Annotated in this window: 16 protein-coding genes; 7 read left to right on the forward strand and 9 right to left on the reverse strand. The window is 65.2% G+C overall.

Features of this window, described 5'->3' with window-relative positions:
• Positions 1-105: 105 nt before the first annotated feature.
• The 4 genes from dut to ubiE are packed head-to-tail and all read right to left on the reverse strand — an operon-like array spanning position 106 to position 4,402.
• Positions 106-564, reverse strand: a complete 459-nt coding sequence (gene dut / locus XH87_RS15670; protein ID WP_271587969.1) for a dUTP diphosphatase — start codon at positions 562-564, stop codon at positions 106-108.
• Positions 561-2,012, reverse strand: a complete 1,452-nt coding sequence (gene coaBC, locus XH87_RS15675; protein ID WP_271587970.1) for a bifunctional phosphopantothenoylcysteine decarboxylase/phosphopantothenate--cysteine ligase CoaBC — start codon at positions 2,010-2,012, stop codon at positions 561-563. Before coaBC ends, dut begins: the two co-directional genes overlap by 4 nt.
• A 57-nt stretch (positions 2,013-2,069) precedes the next feature.
• Complete coding sequence (gene ubiB / locus XH87_RS15680) at positions 2,070-3,644, reverse strand: 2-polyprenylphenol 6-hydroxylase (protein WP_271587971.1); 1,575 nt, start codon at positions 3,642-3,644, stop codon at positions 2,070-2,072.
• A complete protein-coding gene (gene ubiE / locus XH87_RS15685; protein ID WP_035704251.1) occupies positions 3,641-4,402 on the reverse strand; it encodes a bifunctional demethylmenaquinone methyltransferase/2-methoxy-6-polyprenyl-1,4-benzoquinol methylase UbiE in 762 nt (253 codons plus the stop codon). Before ubiE ends, ubiB begins: the two co-directional genes overlap by 4 nt.
• Positions 4,403-4,483: 81 nt before the next feature.
• On the opposite strand from ubiE, the gene mutM reads away from it, so the two are divergent.
• Positions 4,484-5,389: a bifunctional DNA-formamidopyrimidine glycosylase/DNA-(apurinic or apyrimidinic site) lyase gene (gene mutM / locus XH87_RS15690; protein WP_158669065.1), complete on the forward strand. Its 906-nt coding sequence runs from the start codon at positions 4,484-4,486 to the stop codon at positions 5,387-5,389.
• A gap of 205 nt (positions 5,390-5,594) precedes the next feature.
• On the opposite strand, the gene XH87_RS15695 is transcribed toward mutM, so the two are convergent.
• Positions 5,595-6,338 carry a ParA family protein gene (locus XH87_RS15695; RefSeq protein ID WP_271587972.1) on the reverse strand — a complete coding sequence of 248 codons (744 nt, stop codon included), beginning with the start codon at positions 6,336-6,338 and terminating at the stop codon, positions 5,595-5,597.
• Positions 6,339-6,576: 238 nt separating this feature from the next.
• Between XH87_RS15695 and ggt the strand changes: the two genes are divergently transcribed.
• Complete coding sequence (gene ggt, locus XH87_RS15700; protein WP_271587996.1) at positions 6,577-8,256, forward strand: gamma-glutamyltransferase; 1,680 nt, start codon at positions 6,577-6,579, stop codon at positions 8,254-8,256.
• A 110-nt stretch (positions 8,257-8,366) separates the two neighbouring features.
• On the opposite strand, the gene XH87_RS15705 is transcribed toward ggt, so the two are convergent.
• On the reverse strand, positions 8,367-8,774 hold the full coding sequence (locus XH87_RS15705; protein ID WP_271587973.1) for a hypothetical protein: 408 nt from the start codon (positions 8,772-8,774) through the stop codon (positions 8,367-8,369).
• Position 8,775: 1 nt separating this feature from the next.
• Positions 8,776-10,134 carry a peptidoglycan-binding protein gene (locus tag XH87_RS15710; RefSeq protein WP_271587974.1) on the reverse strand — a complete coding sequence of 453 codons (1,359 nt, stop codon included), beginning with the start codon at positions 10,132-10,134 and terminating at the stop codon, positions 8,776-8,778.
• Between the two features lie 174 nt (positions 10,135-10,308).
• On the opposite strand from XH87_RS15710, the gene XH87_RS15715 reads away from it, so the two are divergent.
• Together XH87_RS15715 and XH87_RS15720 are read left to right on the forward strand one after the other, a co-directional pair.
• Positions 10,309-11,112 (forward strand): HesA/MoeB/ThiF family protein, encoded by an 804-nt coding sequence (locus tag XH87_RS15715; RefSeq protein WP_271587975.1) that lies wholly within the window; start codon positions 10,309-10,311, stop codon positions 11,110-11,112.
• A 199-nt stretch (positions 11,113-11,311) separates the two neighbouring features.
• The gene (locus XH87_RS15720) at positions 11,312-11,587 is read left to right on the forward strand and encodes a DUF3303 domain-containing protein (RefSeq protein WP_027572360.1); all 276 of its coding nucleotides are present in this window, start codon (positions 11,312-11,314) and stop codon (positions 11,585-11,587) included.
• Positions 11,588-11,654: 67 nt separating this feature from the next.
• On the opposite strand, the gene XH87_RS15725 is transcribed toward XH87_RS15720, so the two are convergent.
• A complete protein-coding gene (locus XH87_RS15725; RefSeq protein ID WP_271587976.1) occupies positions 11,655-12,656 on the reverse strand; it encodes a 2-hydroxyacid dehydrogenase in 1,002 nt (333 codons plus the stop codon).
• Positions 12,657-12,983: 327 nt separating this feature from the next.
• Between XH87_RS15725 and XH87_RS15730 the strand changes: the two genes are divergently transcribed.
• Positions 12,984-13,514 (forward strand): SH3 domain-containing protein, encoded by a 531-nt coding sequence (locus XH87_RS15730; protein ID WP_028176484.1) that lies wholly within the window; start codon positions 12,984-12,986, stop codon positions 13,512-13,514.
• A 155-nt stretch (positions 13,515-13,669) separates the two neighbouring features.
• Here XH87_RS15730 and irrA read toward each other — a convergent pair whose 3' ends face one another.
• Complete coding sequence (irrA, locus tag XH87_RS15735) at positions 13,670-14,161, reverse strand: iron response transcriptional regulator IrrA (RefSeq protein WP_158669060.1); 492 nt, start codon at positions 14,159-14,161, stop codon at positions 13,670-13,672.
• 353 nt (positions 14,162-14,514) lie between these two features.
• Here irrA and fabA point away from each other — a divergent pair, with 353 nt between their 5' ends.
• Both fabA and fabB read left to right on the forward strand, forming a co-directional pair.
• Positions 14,515-15,036, forward strand: coding sequence for a bifunctional 3-hydroxydecanoyl-ACP dehydratase/trans-2-decenoyl-ACP isomerase (fabA, locus tag XH87_RS15740; protein WP_271587977.1), 522 nt, complete (start codon positions 14,515-14,517; stop codon positions 15,034-15,036).
• A gap of 39 nt (positions 15,037-15,075) precedes the next feature.
• Positions 15,076-16,299, forward strand: coding sequence for a beta-ketoacyl-ACP synthase I (gene fabB / locus XH87_RS15745; protein WP_271587978.1), 1,224 nt, complete (start codon positions 15,076-15,078; stop codon positions 16,297-16,299).
• The last annotated feature ends 14 nt before the right edge of the window (positions 16,300-16,313 follow it).

The following is a 16,313-nucleotide window of genomic DNA, read 5'->3' on the forward strand; positions in this document are numbered from 1 at the left end:
GTAAGAGTCCAGATCGTGAACGTAAGGGAGGCCCCCCAAAAATGCCGGGCGCGCGGTTCCAGCGCACGTCATTCTTCGGGATGATTCGGCCGGAGTTGCCGTGCGTTAGCGGCCGGTCGAGCCGAAGCCGCCGGCGCCGCGACCAGTTGCCGACAAGGTGGCCACGGGAACCAGCGCGGCCTGCGCCACGGGCGCGATCACCATCTGGGCGATGCGCTCGCCGCGCTTGATCACGAAGGGGGCTGCGCCGTGGTTGATCAGGATGACCTTGATCTCGCCGCGATAATCCGCGTCGATGGTTCCCGGCGAGTTCAGCACGGTGACGCCGTGCTTGGCAGCGAGCCCCGAGCGCGGTCGCACCTGGGCCTCGTGGGCGGGCGGCAATGCGATCGCAAGGCCCGTCGGCACCAGCGCATATTGGCCGGGGGCGAGCGTTATCGGCTCGCTGTCCGCAACGGCTGCCATCAGGTCGAGGCCGGCGGCCTCCGCCGTCTGATAGGCCGGCAACGGCAGACCTTCGGCATGGGCGAGGCGTTGCAGTTCGACGGTGACCTTCGTGCTCAAGATGCCGGCTCCCGGGATTTGTCGGTCACGCTCCTTGCGACATGCGCGACGAGTTCGATGGCGACCTGTTCCTTGGTCATCACCGGCCAGGAATCAACTGCAATCTCGCCGTCCTTCGCACCGTTCTTGCGGCTGAGGAGGTGGACCGTGTTGCGGTCGCCGCCCATCACGCCGGTCGCGGGCGAGACGTCATTGGCGACGATCCAGTCGCAGCCCTTGCGCGCAAGCTTTGACTTGGCGTTGTCGATGAGGTGCTCGGTCTCGGCGGCAAAGCCGATCACCAGCGGCGGGCGCTTGTCGGTCAGCTTGGAGATCGTGGCGAGGATGTCGGGATTCTCGACCAGTTGCAGCGGCGGGATGCCGGCCGAAGTCTTCTTCAGCTTCTGCTCGCCTTCGTTGGCGACGCGCCAGTCGGCGACCGCGGCAGCGAAGATCGCGATATCGGCGGGGAGCGCGGCCTGCACCTGCTTGAGCATCTGCCGAGCCGATTCAACGTGCTTCACCGTCACGCCCGGGGGATCGTCGAGGTCAACCGGGCCGCTCACCAGGATCACCTCGGCGCCCGCGGCCTGCGCCGCGGCGGCAATGGCGAAGCCCTGCTTGCCGGAGGAGCGGTTGGCGATGTAGCGCACCGGATCGATCGGCTCGTGCGTGGGGCCGGCGGTGATCAGCACGCGCTTGCCGGCAAGCGGTCGCGGCACCGGCGGCCGCAGCAGCCGTTCGGCGGCATCGGCGATCTCGATGGCTTCCGACATGCGGCCGACACCGGCTTCACCCGCTTCGGCCATCTCGCCCGAATTCGGACCGATCAGCACCACGCCGTCGCGCTGGAGCGCGCCAACGTTGCGGCGCGTCGCTGCGTTGTTCCACATCAGCGGGTTCATCGCCGGCGCCAGCAGCACCTTGCGATTGGTCGCGAGCAGGATGGCGCTGGCGAGGTCGTCGGCGTGGCCGTTCGCCATCTTGGCCATCAGGTCGGCGGTCGCCGGCGCCACCACGATCAGGTCGCAGTCGCGCGCCAGGCGGATGTGGCCGGCGTCGAACTCACTCTGCGGGTCGAACAGGTCGGTGTAGACGCGCTCATGGGAGAGCGCGCTGACCGCCAGCGGCGTGACGAATTGCTGTGCCGCCTTGGTCAGCACGCAGCGGACCTCGATGCGGCGCTCCTTCAGCCTGCGGATCAGGTCGAGTGATTTGTAGGCCGCGATGCCGCCGCCGATGATCAGGGTGACGCTGGCCTCGGGGAGGGCGCCGGTGCGCTGCGGCGTCGGGGCGGTGGATGACGCCGGCGGCACCGCAAACGGTGTCAGCGGCTCCTCGCGGCCCTCGATCAGTTCCCGCAGGATGACCCGGACCTCTTCCTCGACCGACCTGCGATTTCTGGCCGAGCGCAGCCGCAAATAGGTTTTGACGGCGTCGTCGAGCTTGCGGATGGTCAGGCTTGCCATGACGCCCCTCCAGCACGGAATGATAGCGATGCTATCATCCGCGTGATTGCAGTGCAATCATAGATTCCGGACAGCGATCAGGATGCCAATGAAGGTCGCGGCGATGATCCAGAGCGCCACGGTGCGCCAGCGGTTCTTGCGGCCCTCGCTGCGGCCCATCGCGGCGATGCTCTCCGGCGACAGTCTTATGCCGTCCCGGGTCATGGTCTCGAGCTGCTCCAGCACCTTTACCGAACGCTCGGCGATCTCCGGCAGACGCATCAGCACGCGCGCGATGTCGCCGGTCCCGGCGAGCGCGCCCTGCACCCGGCCGATCGGGCCGAGATTGCGCTCGATCCATTCGCGCACCACGGGGTCGGCGATCTTCCAGATGTCGAGCTTGGGATCGAAGCCGCGCGCCACGCCCTCGACCACCACCATGGTCTTCTGCAGCAGGATCAGCTCGGGCCGGGTGGTCATGTCGAACAGGCCGGTGACCTCGAGCAGCAGCGTCAGCAGCCGCGCCATCGAGATCTCCTCGGCGGTGCGGTTGTGAATCGGCTCGCCGATGGCGCGGATGGCCTGTGCAAAATTCTCGACCGAGTGATGCGCGGGCACATAGCCCGCCTCGAAATGCACCTCGGCAACGCGGCGATAGTCGCGGGTGATGAAGCCGAGCAGGATTTCGGCGAGGAAGCGCCGTTCCTTCATCCCGAGCCGGCCCATGATGCCGAAATCGACAGCGACGAGGCGGCCGGCATCATCGAGGAACAGGTTGCCCGGGTGCATGTCGGCATGGAAGAAGCCGTCGCGCAGCGCGTGCCGCAAGAAACTCTGGATAACCTTGCGGCCGAGATCGGGCAGGTCGACCTGCGCCTCTTCCAGCCGCTTGTGGTCGTTCAGCGCGATGCCGTCGATCCACTCCATCGTCAGCACGTTGTGCGTGGTGCGGTCCCAATCGACTTCAGGCACGCGGAAATCAGGATCGTTCTGCGTGTTCTCCGCCATCTCCGACAGCGCGGCGGCCTCCAGCCGCAGGTCCATCTCCATCGCGACCGAGCGCGACATGGTGTTGATGACCTCGATCAGGCGCAGTCGCCGCGCCTCGGCCGAATAGGCCTCGGCCTTGTGCGCGACGTAGAAGAAGTCGGAGAGATCGCGGCGGAAGCGTGCAGCGACGTTCGGCCGCAGCACCTTGATCGCAACCGGCTTCCGAATGCCGTCGCGCAACACCTCGCCGCGATGCACCTGGGCGATCGAGGCGGCCGCGACCGGCGGGCCGAAGCTCACGAAGATGTCCTTCAGTGGCCGTTCCAGCGATGTCGCGATGGCGGCCTCGGCTTCGTCCTGCGGAAACGGCGGCAAGCGGTCCTGCAGGCTTTCGAGGTCGCGCGCCATGATGACGCCGACCACGTCGGGGCGCGTCGCCAAGAATTGTCCGAGCTTGAGATAGGCCGGGCCCATCCGCGTCAGCGCGCGCGATATCCGCGGGCCATGCTTGGTGCCGCGCCGTTCGACGAGGCGCGCCAGCTTCAGCGCGAGCTGCCCCGGGGGCGGCACCAGGCTCGGATCGACCGAGCCGAACACGCCCTCACGCGCAAACACGAACGCAGCGCGGATCAGGCGCGTAATGTGGGTGAAAGCAGAGATCACAAACGCCAGCCCGAATGCAGTGCGACGATGCCGCCGGAGAGTGTCTGCCAGCTGACGCGGGAAAAGCCGGCCTCGCGGATCATGTCGGCGAAGGCGGCAGGCTTCGGAAACCTGCGGATCGATTCGACGAGATATTGATAGGATTCGGCGTCGCCGGTGACCATGCGACCAAGCGGTGGGATCACCTTGAACGAGAACAGATCATAGAGCCTGTCGAGCCCGGGCATCTCGACCGTGGAGAACTCCAGGCACAGGAAGCGGCTGCCGGGCTTGAGCACGCGATAGGCCTCGCGCAGCGCAAGGTCGATCCGCGGCACGTTGCGAATGCCGAAAGCGATCGTATATGCATCGAAGCTGCGATCGGCGAAGGCGAGCGCTTCGGCATTACCCTCGACGAAATCGACCTGGGCGTCGAGATGGCGCTTGGCGGCACGCTCGCGGCCGACGGCCAGCATGTCGGAATTGATGTCGCAGACCGTGGCATGGAAGCCGGGGCCGGCCGCCTTGGCGGCGCGGAACGAGATATCGCCGGTGCCGCCGGCAACGTCGAGCAAAGCGAACGGCCGGTCGCTCCTCGGCGGGTCGAGCGCCGTGATCATGATGTCCTTCCAGATCCGGTGCAGGCCGCCGGACATCAGGTCGTTCATCAAATCATAGCGCGACGCCACGCTGTGAAACACATCGTTCACCAGCGTCTGCTTGTCCCCCAGGGGGACGTCCTTGAAGCCAAAATGCGTGGTTTCGCCCGGCCGATCCATTACTCTACTCCGCGAGGCGGACCATAGCCTGCCCGCCGCAATGGCGCTATCACACCGCCCTCATAAGGTGAATGCCTGACCATGCCTGAATTGCCCGAAGTCGAGACCGTCCGCCGCGGCCTTCAGCCCGTCATGGAGGGTGCGAAAATCCTCAATGCTGAGGCTCGCCGGCCGGACTTGCGCTTTCCGTTCCAACCCGACTTCGTGGCCCGGCTCGAGGGGCAGGTCGTCACCGGCCTCGGCCGCCGTGCAAAATATCTCATGGCCGATCTCGGCTCCGGCGACGTGCTCTTGATGCATCTGGGCATGTCGGGCTCGTTCCGTGTCATCAAGCCGGGCAATGACATTCGGCCTGGCGAGTTTCACTATCCGCGGGCCAAGGACTCCACGCACGACCACGTGCTGTTTCGGATGTCGTCCGGCGCCGACATCGTGTTCAACGATCCGCGCCGCTTCGGTTACATGAAAGTGATCGCGCGCAATGCGCTTGAAGACGAGCCGCTGCTGCGCGGGCTTGGACCCGAGCCGCTCGGCAACGAATTCGACGCCGCGATGCTGGCGCGCTCCTGCGCCGGCAAGACCACCAGCCTGAAGGCCGCGCTGCTCGACCAGCGCGTCGTGGCAGGGCTCGGCAACATCTATGTCTGCGAGGCGCTGCACCGCTCGCATCTGTCGCCGCGTCGGATCGCCGCGACGTTGTCGACGAAGTCCGGACAACGCAAAGGCGTTGCCGGGGGCGAGCCGACCGATCATGCAAAGCGATTGGTCGGTGCGATCCACACCGTGCTGAACGATGCCATCAAGGCCGGCGGCTCCAGCTTGCGCGACCATCGCCAGACCTCGGGCGAGCTCGGTTATTTCCAGCACTCGTTCAAGGTCTACGATCGCGAAGGCGAGAAATGTGCCACGCCGCGTTGCGGCGGCACGATCAAGCGCTTCACCCAGAACGGCCGCTCGACCTTCTGGTGCCCGAAATGTCAGAAGTGACGCAGCCCGGATGGAGTGCCGCGCAATCCGGATCAAGCATGTCCGCAGGGAGACTTTCCCGGATCGCGCTGCGATTCATCCGGGCTACGAGGGGTCATGAAAGCGCGAAGCGAAGCAATCAGACCGGGCTGGTGGCCGGATTGCTTCGTCGCCGGGGCCCTTCCGGATGGTGAAGGGCCGACTGCCGTCCGAGCGATTGTCCCGCTCAGGACGCCAGAGTCGTGGCCTCGTCTGCCGCAAGATCGGCGGCGACATGCAGCATGCCGTCCGCAGCCGACATCACCTGGTCGATCAGCACATTGGTCGTGGTGCCAAGCTCGAGACGTTTCTCGATCCAGTGCCAGAGGCCGCGGATCTCGTCTGCCGACTTGCCGTTCGGCGCGAACTCGCTCACCGCAAGGCCGCTCGCGAGCGCGTCCTGGTGATCGTTGCGCATCACGATCAGAGGGCGCGCGAGCACGTCAGCGAGATCGAGCGAAGCCTCGTCGGCGAGCGCATCCGCGGCATTGTCGATGCGCTGACCGCGGATCGGCGTCTGGTTCAGCACGAAGCTATAGGGCCGCTTCCAGGCGCGCGCGACGCTGAGCGTCGAGACGGTCGCCTCGATATCGGCGACGCTCGGGCGGGCCGGGATCAGGCAGAGATCGGAATGGCGGATCGCGGCGGTGGTCGCCGCGCTGAGGCCGGCCGCGGTGTCGACGATCGCGAGCTGGAGGCCGCTGTCGGCCAGCATCTTCAGGCGCGGCTGGATGTCGGCGGCGTGATAGATCGGCTCGACCACGAGATCGTCCGTGGTGCGGCGGCGTTGCCAGTTGGACAGGGTGCCCTGCGGGTCGGTCTCGATCAGGCGAACGGAAAAGCCGGCCTGCTTGGCGGCCAGCGCGAGGCCGATGGCGAGCGTGCTCTTGCCGCTGCCGCCCTTTTGGGTGGCCAGTACGATCGTGTGCATTTGAACGTCAATCCTTTGGAGTGCTTGGGTCAGGAATACGCCACGCGAACGTGCATCCATGGATGCTGAGCTCTTCTCGCTCAGGACGTGCCGGCCCGATCCAAAGGGGGATCGCGGTGGTCCGAATCAACGGTCATGATGATGGCGGAATAGGGAATGCCAGCTAATCCGTACCATTACTGGACCAGTAGTCGTACGTGTGATGTGTTCGCCGGCGTGAATGAAGAGGGCAGGCGAGATGAGCGGCAACTGGCGCGACCGGACGGCAACCACCTTTGAATGCCAGAAGATGCCGGCGCTCTCCAGCCGCGGCATGGTGGTCAGCAATCACCCCCTGGCCTCCAGCGCCGGCGCCGAGATGCTGGCCGCCGGCGGCAACGCCATCGATGCCGCGATCGCGACCCTGTTCACGCTGACCGTGGTCGAGCCGATGATGGTCGGCATCATCGGCGGCGGCATGGCGCATATCCGGCTGGCCGACGGCAGCCACCGATTCATCGACGGCCAGAGCACCGTGCCCGCTTCCGTGCGCGACACCACCTACACCTCGAAGCCGGGCTCGGCGCATGACGTGTTCGACACCATCGGCAACGAGAATCTCAACGGGCCGAAGGCCGTCGCGGTGCCGGGCTCGCTCAAGGCCTGGTGCGAGACGCTGCACCGGTTCGGCACCATGAGCCTCGCCGACGTGATGCAGCCCGCGATCAAGCATGCCACCCGCGGCTATGCGGCGACGCCGTACCTGCACGAGTGCATCAGCGAGAGCGCAGATGAAATGCGCAAGGACGAGCCGATCGCCGCGATCTTCCTGCCTGCCGGTGAGCCGCTGAAGGTCGGCGAGCGCGTGGTGCAGGCCGAATATGCCGAGACGCTGCGCACCATCGCCGATCACGGCGAGAAGGCGCTCTACGAAGGACCGCTCGGCAATATCCTCGTCGACTACATGGAGAAGACCGGGGGTTTCATCCGCCGCAATGATCTCAAGGCTTACAAGACGGTCGAGCGGCGACCGATCCGGGCCGACTATCGCGGCTGGACCATCCTCGGCCCGCCGCCTCCCGCCGCGTCCGGCGTGCACATCGCGCAAATGCTCAACATTCTGGAAGGCTACGACATCGGCGCCCTCGGCTTCGGCACCTCCGACACGATCCACTATCTCGCCGAAATCCTGAAGATCGCCTTCGCCGATCGCGCCGCGGCCAGCGGTGATCCTGATTATGTCGGCGTGCCCGTTGAGAAGCTGACCTCGAAAGCCTATGCCGAGGAGCGCCGCCGTGCGATCGATCCCGCACGGGCGCAGGCCTGGGGCGCCAACGTGTCGCAATTCGAGGGCGCGCACACCACGCATATGACGGCGGCCGATAGCTTCGGCAACGTGGTCGCGACGACGCAGACCATCAACAATCTGTTCGGCGCCAAGATCATGATCCCGGGCTTGGGGGCCATCGCCAACAACTACATGAATCTGTTCGATCCGCGTCCGGGCCACGCACTGTCGCTCGCACCTGGCAAGCGCGTGACGACCTCGATGTCCCCGATGATGGCGCTGGATGGCGGCAAGCTACGCTTTGCGCTGGGGTTGCCCGGCGGCAAGCGCATCTTCCCGAGCGCGATGCAAGCGCTGGTCAACCTGATCGACCACGGCATGAGCCTGCAGGAGGCGGTGGAGGCGCCCAGGGTCTGGACCGAGGGCAATGCGCTCGAGGTCGAGCAGGCGGTGCCGGAGAGCGTGCGGGCGAAGCTCGCAGCGCTGGGCCACGAGGTGCAGCCTGTTGCAACGGTCGCCGGCGGCATGAATGGTATCGCCTTCCATGACGACGGCACCATGACCGGCGCTGCCTGCTGGCGCGCCGACGGTACGCCGGTGGGCATTTCGGGCGGCCTTGCGAAGAGCGGGATCAGGTTCAGGCTCGCCTGACGGCTCTCATTTCTGTCCGCCGCGACCCGCGAGGTCCGCGGCGGCGCGCGCGACCAGGTCGGTTGCGTTCGCATTGGTCTGGAGCGATCGAATCTTGACGTCGATGGTGATCAACTTCCATTCGCCTTCCGACATGCGTAGTCCAGCGCGTAGCTCAGCCGCGAGGGAGTCGTGTCGAAATGGCCGCGCAACAACAGCGCGCCATTGTCGTCGATCCTGGGCTGTTCGGTGGTCACGATCGGCATGCCGGCAATGGCGTCGCTGTGATGCCCGGCAAAGGTTGCGAATGCCTGCTTCAGCGTGGCGGCCGAAAAGCGTTCGCGAAACGGTCTCGCCATTTTGGCATAGAGGACATTGTAGTTTCCGGTGAGATTGGCGTCGTTGAGCGTCAGCAACGCCACCTTCACCATCACCTCCTCCACTTTCGGCGTCGGCAGCGCCGACGATTGCGCCCAGGCCGAAAAGCTCAGCAGCGCAGTCGCTGCCGCCGCGGAAGGTGAGACGAGACGCCGCAACATGCTACTTGCGCACGCAGATCACGCGCACGACGGCGGCCTTTGCGTCCGTCGACGTGCCGTTCGCAGTGACCCGGTTGGCTTTCAGGAAATCGCGCACGGCATCCGCGGACACCATCACGGCTTGCGAGGCCGGCACCGATGTCGCAGGGCCCGCCAGCATCGCCGGCTTCAACAGCGCAATGCCCGAGAACTTGCCGTCGCCATCGATCGCCGGAGCGCCGGAAAACCCGACCGCCGGCGCTGGGGACAGCGTGGGATCGCCGCTGGGAGCCGGCGCCAGCGTCGCCTTGACGATCGACACGCCGCCTGCGCCACCCTGGCTCTGCGGATCGGCGATGCCGACGACATCCACGTTCGTCCTCGCCGCGCCGCCAGCGAGGCTGAACGGTTTCAGGCCGCGTGCGCCGTAGATGTGCAGGAGCGCGAGACCGCGCTCCTTGTCCTCGGCAAGACGATCGGCATTGCCATGGCCGGCAATCGTGATCGCGAGGCAGCTGTCGGTGACGAGGCGGTCGGCAACGATCGCGCCATCGTCGCTGACGACGACGCCGGAGCCGTATTCGACGGTCTTGCGCGGCGGCGGTCCGGCCTGCGGTCCCGACGGGAACGCATTGAACGCACTCGACATCGCAATCACGACCGGCTCGACCGTGTTCTCGGTCGCCTGGTCGTAGAGGATCGTCATGGTGCGGACCTCGTCGCCCTTGAAGGTGCCGCGGACGTAAAACTTCTTCAGGCCCTGCAAGCCTGACAGCACGAAGAAGTCGGGCTTCACCACGGTGTAGTCGACCTTGCGCCCGGACGGCTCCTTCTCCAGATCGGCGAGCTTCGCCGAGGTCGGGTTCGCCTCCTTGCGGCGGCTGAGCAGCACCTGCACGGTTCCGGTCGGCGAGGTCCATTTCGAGCCGTTGGCGTCGCTCGCCTGCTGCGGCACCAGCTTGCCGGGGATGCCGAGCCGGGCGCCGCTGGTCGGCTCCGTCACGATCTTCCAGCCGACGCTGTCCTGCTTTTTTCGCGCCGTCTCGGCGAGCGCTGCGCGCTCCTGCGGGTTGAGCACGCCGGTCGGCTTGCCGCCCTTGGCCTTCTGGTATTCCTTGATGGCGTTGACCATGCGCTCGCTGACGTCGCCAGTGATGGCGCCGTTGTACTGGCCGACCCAGGCGAGGTCGGACTGCAGCGCCAGCCGCTCGGCTTTTGCCATGGCATCCGCCGTCGCCGCCGGCGTCTGCATCGCAGGTGGCTGGATCGGTACGGTCTCGACCGTCTTCGGCTTGCTGCCGGAAATCTGCGGCGTCGTCATCTGGGCGTTCGCAGCCGTGGCAGCCGCACACATCAAGGTTGCCGCAAGCATCGATCTCATGACAAATCCAGCCAGCCCATTGAACGCCAAGCCATTGAAGCACATCTCGTTGGTCGCGAACAATGTTGGGGTGGTTCAGGCCCGCGGCCGAGCCACCATGGTTCGAGACGGCGCTGACGCGCCTCCTCACCATGAGGGGATAGAGCGATGGCCCGGTAGGAGAGACTTAAGACGATGCTGAGCCCGGACGAACTCGAACGCTATGCCCGCCATATCGTGCTGCGCGATGTCGGCGGACCCGGCCAGGCCGCGCTGAAGCGGGCCTCCGTGCTGGTGATCGGCGCCGGCGGCCTCGGCGCGCCCGCGCTGATGTATCTGGCCGCGGCCGGCGTCGGCACGCTCGGCGTGGTCGACGACGACGTGGTGTCGCTGTCCAACCTTCAGCGTCAGGTGATCCACACCACACCCGACATCGGCCGGCACAAGGTCGAGAGCGCCGCCGAACGCATCTCGGCGCTCAATCCGCATGTCCGCTTCGTCGGCCACGCCACCTGGCTCAATGCCGACAATGCGCTCAGCCTGATCGGCGACTACGACCTCGTGCTCGACGGCTCCGACAATTTCTCGACGCGCTATCTCGTCTCCGACGCCTGCTTCTTCGCCAAGCGGCCGCTGATCACGGCGGCGCTCGGCACCTTCGACGGCTCGCTCACCACCATCCGCGCGCATGAGACGAACGAGCAGGGCGAGTTCAATCCGACCTACCGCTGCCTGTTTCCGGAAGCGCCGCCACCGGGAACCGTTCCGGCCTGTGCGGAGGCCGGCGTCATGGGGGCGCTGGCGGGCGTACTCGGCTCGATGATGGCGCTGGAGGCGATCCGCGAGATCGTCGGCTTCGGCGACGGCCTCGTCGGCCGCCTTCTGATGATCGACGCACGCGCGATGCGCTTCGAGACGCTGCGCTACGGGCGCGATCCGGCCAACCCGCTCAACGGCGACGGGCCTGTGATCGAGGATCTAGGCATCCATCGCGAGTAGGCGCGTGGCACGGCACTGGCGATGACCGAGCGAAGCGACTGCTCCCGTTGCCGGGCGGAAACAGTCGTGCTCGTCGCGTCGCCTATGCCGTCCCCTGATGGGGGTCGGGACGGCCCAAATAGACACTTGCAAGTGTCTCTCTTCGTGATTGAATTCGCGGCGCCGCAAGGCAAATCGGATATTTCAGATGGAGATTGCTATGAAGTACATCTCGAGCTGGAAATTGCCGCCGAATTTGATCGACTCTGCAATCGAAAAATTTCTGAAGACAGGGGGAGCGCCACCGGAAGGCGTGAAGATGCTCGGCCGCTGGCATGGAATGAATGGAACGGGCTTTGCAATTTCGGAGAGCAACGACCCGAAGGCCATGTACCAATGGTATGCCCAATGGGCCAACGTGATGGAGATCACCGTCACTCCATGCGTGGAAGACGCCGAAGCCGGCCCAATCCTGGCCGCCTTGGCGAAGCAGTGACTTGGCTCGGAGCGGCCGCGATACGCCGGCCGCTCCGGTCAGCTCTGCGAGCCCTGCGCGCAGCGCCTCAGAGCATGCTCGGTAGCACGCGATCCGGAGGCTTGTGGGCGTCGAGGAAGGTGCGGATGTTGATGATCACCTTCTCGCCCATCTCGACGCGGCCTTCGATCGTGGCCGAGCCCATATGCGGCAGCAACGTCACCTTGCCGGCCTTGGCGAGCCGGACCAGCTTCGGATTGACCGCGGGCTCGTGCTCGTAGACGTCGAGGCCGGCGCCGGCAATCTCGCCGCCTTCGATCAGCTTGATCAGCGTGTCCTCGTCGGTCACCTCGCCGCGCGCGGTGTTGACGATGTAGGCGTCTTTGCGGATCAGCTTCAGCCGCCGCGCAGAGAGCAGATGATAGGTCGCCGGCGTGTGCGGACAGTTCACCGAGATGATGTCCATCCGCGCCAGCATCTGGTCGAGGCTTTCCCAGTAGGTCGCGCCCAGCTCTTCGGCGATGACGGGCGCCACGGGACGGCGATTGTGATAGTGGATCTGAAGGCCGAAGGCGCGGGCGCGGCGCGCGACCGCCTGGCCGATGCGGCCCATGCCGATGATGCCGAGACGCTTGCCGCCGATGCGGTGGCCGAGCATCCAGGTCGGCGACCAGCCAGCCCAGGGTTTCCCCTCCGTCAGGATCGAGGCGCCTTCGATCATCCGCCTGGGCACCGCGAGGATCAGCGCCATGGTCATATCAGCGGTATCTTCGGTCAGAACCTTCGGCGTATTGGTGACGGTGATGCCGCGGGCATGGGCGGCCGCGACGTCGATATTGTCGACGCCGTTGCCGAAATTGGCGATCAGGCGGAGCTTGCAGTCGGGCTGGTTCACGACATCGGCGCTGATGTGATCGGTGACGGTCGGAACCAGCACGTCGGCGGTGCGCGCGGCCTCCGCGATCTGCTCGGCCGACATCGGGGTGTCCTCGAGATTGATCCGCGCGTCGAACAGCTCGCGCATTCGCGTTTCGATCGAATCCGGCAGCTTGCGCGTCACCACGACGAGGGGCTTTTTCTTCACCGACATGTCCTGCTCTCATGAGGCGTCGCAAGGCCGCCTCTGTCGCCAAAGGCCGGTCGTTGATGCCTCATTAACCCGGTTGTCCGACACTGCCCTTGCCGTGTCCGTCCCCGGCGTTTCCTCCAAGTTCTCCCGACATTTCCGGCCGGAAAATCGGGGCAAACTGGTTGTTCAAGTGCCCGTCCTCTCTAGCAGAAGGCCGGGCCAAGACAAGAACCACGGGTCAAGGCTTCGGGAACACCCGCGTGGGGCGGGAAAGGGGCAGGCGCGGCAGGGGTCTTGGAATTTGGGTGAGGATCCGGCAAGGCCGGGTCTTCGACAGGAGACGGGTTGATGGCGTTGGGGCGTTTTTGTTCGGTGATGGCGCTCGTTTGCACCTGGTTGAGCGCCTCGGTCGGCCCCTCGCATTCGGCGAAGGACAATACCCCGCAGACCGCCAGCGGCTTGCCGGTGCCGCGCTATGTCAGCCTCAAATCGGATCACGTGAACGTTCGCGCCGGCCCGACCAAGGACAATGACGTCGCCTGGGTCTACACCCGCGCCGGCCTGCCGGTCGAAATCACCGCCGAGTTCGAGAACTGGCGCCGGGTGCGCGATTCCGAAGGTGCCGAGGGCTGGGTCTATCACTCGCTGCTGTCGGGACGCCGCACCGCGGTCGTCACCATGAAGCACAAGGACGACCTCGCCCCGATCTACGATCGGCCCGATCCCGACAGCGCGGTTGCAGCAAAGCTCCAGGCCGGCGTCGTCACGCAGGTGAAGAAGTGCGCCGCAAACTGGTGCCGCGTCATCGGCAACGGTTTTGACGGCTGGATCCAGCAGGAGCGCCTCTGGGGCGTCTACTCGGACGAGCAGGTGAATTGACCCGAAGGGTCATCCCGGAGCGATGCGTAGCATCGAATCCGGGATCTCGAGATTCCCGGGTTCGGTGCTGCGCACCGCCCCGGAATGACGGTCAAATAACAATGGCCGGAACAAGCCCGGCCATGATGACGAATTCAGCAGTTCTATACTGATGCTCAGCGCTTCTTGCGCAGGCGCACGACCATGTCGATGCGCGAGATCTCGTAACCCTCGGGCACCTCCGGCATCTTGGACAGCGCCAGATGCGGATCCTCGATGTCGACCAGCTCGTGGCTGTTCTCGAGGTAGTAGTGATGGTGGGTCGTGACGTTGGTGTCGAAATAGGTCTTGGTGCCGTCGACACTGACCTGGCGGAGCAGGCCGGCATCGGTGAGCTGGTTCAACGTGTTGTAGACGGTCGCCAGCGACACCGGAACCTTGGCAAGCGTCGCCTCCTCGTAGAGCATTTCGGCCGTGAGGTGACGTGCACCCTTGCCGAACAACAGCCAGCCGAGCGCCATGCGCTGGCGCGTCGGACGGAGCCCCGCTGACTGGAGCATTTCATTGACGTCGTGCCACGGGCAGCCGGTCAGGGCCGGCTGGCGGCCGGACAGGAGGGCCGCGGCGTGGGCGTCGTCGTCGGGATGGGACGCGGTATTCTCGCTCATTTCCAGATTTCGGGCACACGTGAACAATATCTCTCTGTAATATAAGAACAGAAAGATGCAGATGCAAGTTTCTCGCAACTAGAGAGGTTCTAATCAGGCTTGGAACTGCGTTGGGAGCGCGTCATTTTACCTTCATGGATGCGCTTTGCCACCCGAAATGGCCTGTGTTAGAGAGCGCGCGGTTCCGCTTAGCCGGTTTTGGCGCAGCCGGGCGAGGAGGCTTGGTTCGCAGTCCATCCGGGGCTTGCGCGAGTCGCGGCCGGCGGTGGCAATTGGCGTTGCTCTCCGAACGAGACGGGGCCCATTTTCGCCAAAAAACGCCGCTCAACCGGAATTTGAACAGAGGCTCGTCAATGCTGAACAGGCGCAACGGTTACGAATACGAAGATCTGCTGGCCTGTGCCCGTGGCGAGATGTTCGGTCCGGGCAATGCCCAGTTGCCGTTGCCGCCGATGCTGATGTTCGATCGCATCACGGAAATCACCGACGATGGCGGTGAGTTCGGCAAGGGTCTCGTGCGCGCCGAGCTCGACGTGAAGCCTGACCTCTGGTTCTTCGGCTGCCACTTCAAGAACGACCCGGTGATGCCCGGCTGCCTTGGCCTGGATGCGCTGTGGCAAATGGTCGGTTTTTACCTCGGCTGGATCGGCGGCGAAGGCCGGGGCCGGGCGCTCGGCCTGAGCGAGCTGAAGTTCGGCGGCCAGGTGCTGCCCGAGGCCCGCAAGGTTGTGTACAACGTCGATATCAAGCGCGTGATGCGGTCAAAGCTCGTGCTCGGTATCGCCGACGGGTGGCTTTCGGTCGATGACCAGATTATCTATCGCGCCAAGGATCTGAAGGTCGGCCTGTTCAAGCAGGGCACGAGCCTGGGCTGAGCGCATCACCAAGAAGACAACGATTGAGGCGAGGCTGTCATGAGGCGGGTTGTGGTCACCGGAATGGGCATCGTCTCGTCCATCGGAAACAACACCCAGGAAGTGCTTGCGAGCCTTCACGAGGCGAAGTCGGGCATTTCGCGGGCTGAGAAATATGCCGAGCTCGGCTTCCGTTCGCAGGTGCAAGGTGAGCCGACGCTCGATCCTTCGACGGTGGTCGACCGCCGCGCGATGCGTTTCCTCGGCCAGGGTGCGGCGTGGAATCACGTCGCGATGGAGCAGGCGATCCAGGACTCCGGCCTGTCGCCTGACGAAGTCTCCAACATCCGTACCGGCATCATCATGGGCTCCGGCGGTCCCTCGGCGCGCACCATCGTCGAAGCCGCCGACATCACCCGCTCCAAGGGACCGAAGCGCGTCGGCCCGTTTGCGGTGCCGAAGGCGATGTCCTCCACCGCCTCCGCGACGCTTGCGACCTGGTTCAAGATCAAGGGCGTGAACTATTCGATCTCCTCGGCCTGCGCGACGTCGAACCATTGCGTCGGCAATGCCTATGAGACCATCCAGATCGGCAAGCAGGACGTCATCTTCGCCGGCGGCTGCGAGGAGCTGGACTGGTCGCTGTCGGTGCTGTTCGACGCCATGGGCGCGATGTCTTCGAAGTACAACGACACGCCGGCCACGGCCTCGCGTCCATACGACCTCAATCGCGATGGCTTCGTCATCGCCGGCGGCGCCGGCGTGCTGGTGCTGGAAGAGCTCGAGCATGCCAAGGCGCGCGGCGCGCGCATCTATGGCGAGATCGTCGGCTACGGCGCGACCTCGGACGGCTACGATATGGTCGCGCCGTCGGGCGAAGGCGCCGAGCGCTGCATGCGAATGGCGATGTCGACGGTGAAGACCAGGGTCGACTACATCAACCCCCACGCGACCTCGACGCCGGCCGGCGATCCGCCGGAGATCGAGGCGATCCGAAAGGTCTTTGGCGTCGGCGAGAAGTGCCCGCCGATCTCGGCGACCAAGGCGCTGACCGGCCACTCGCTGGGCGCCACCGGCGTGCAGGAAGCGATCTACTCGCTGCTGATGATGAACAACGGCTTCATCTGCGAGAGCGCGCACATCCAGGAGCTCGACCCTGTTTTCGCCGACATGCCGATCGTGCGCAAGCGCATCGACAACGTCAGGATCGGCACCGTGCTGTCGAACTCCTTCGGCTTCGGCGGCACCAACGCCACGCTGGTGTTCAGCCGGCTGGATGCGTGATTTCTGACCTTGTC

Source organism: Bradyrhizobium sp. CCBAU 53415 (assembly GCF_028128735.1).
Taxonomy (GTDB): domain Bacteria; phylum Pseudomonadota; class Alphaproteobacteria; order Rhizobiales; family Xanthobacteraceae; genus Bradyrhizobium.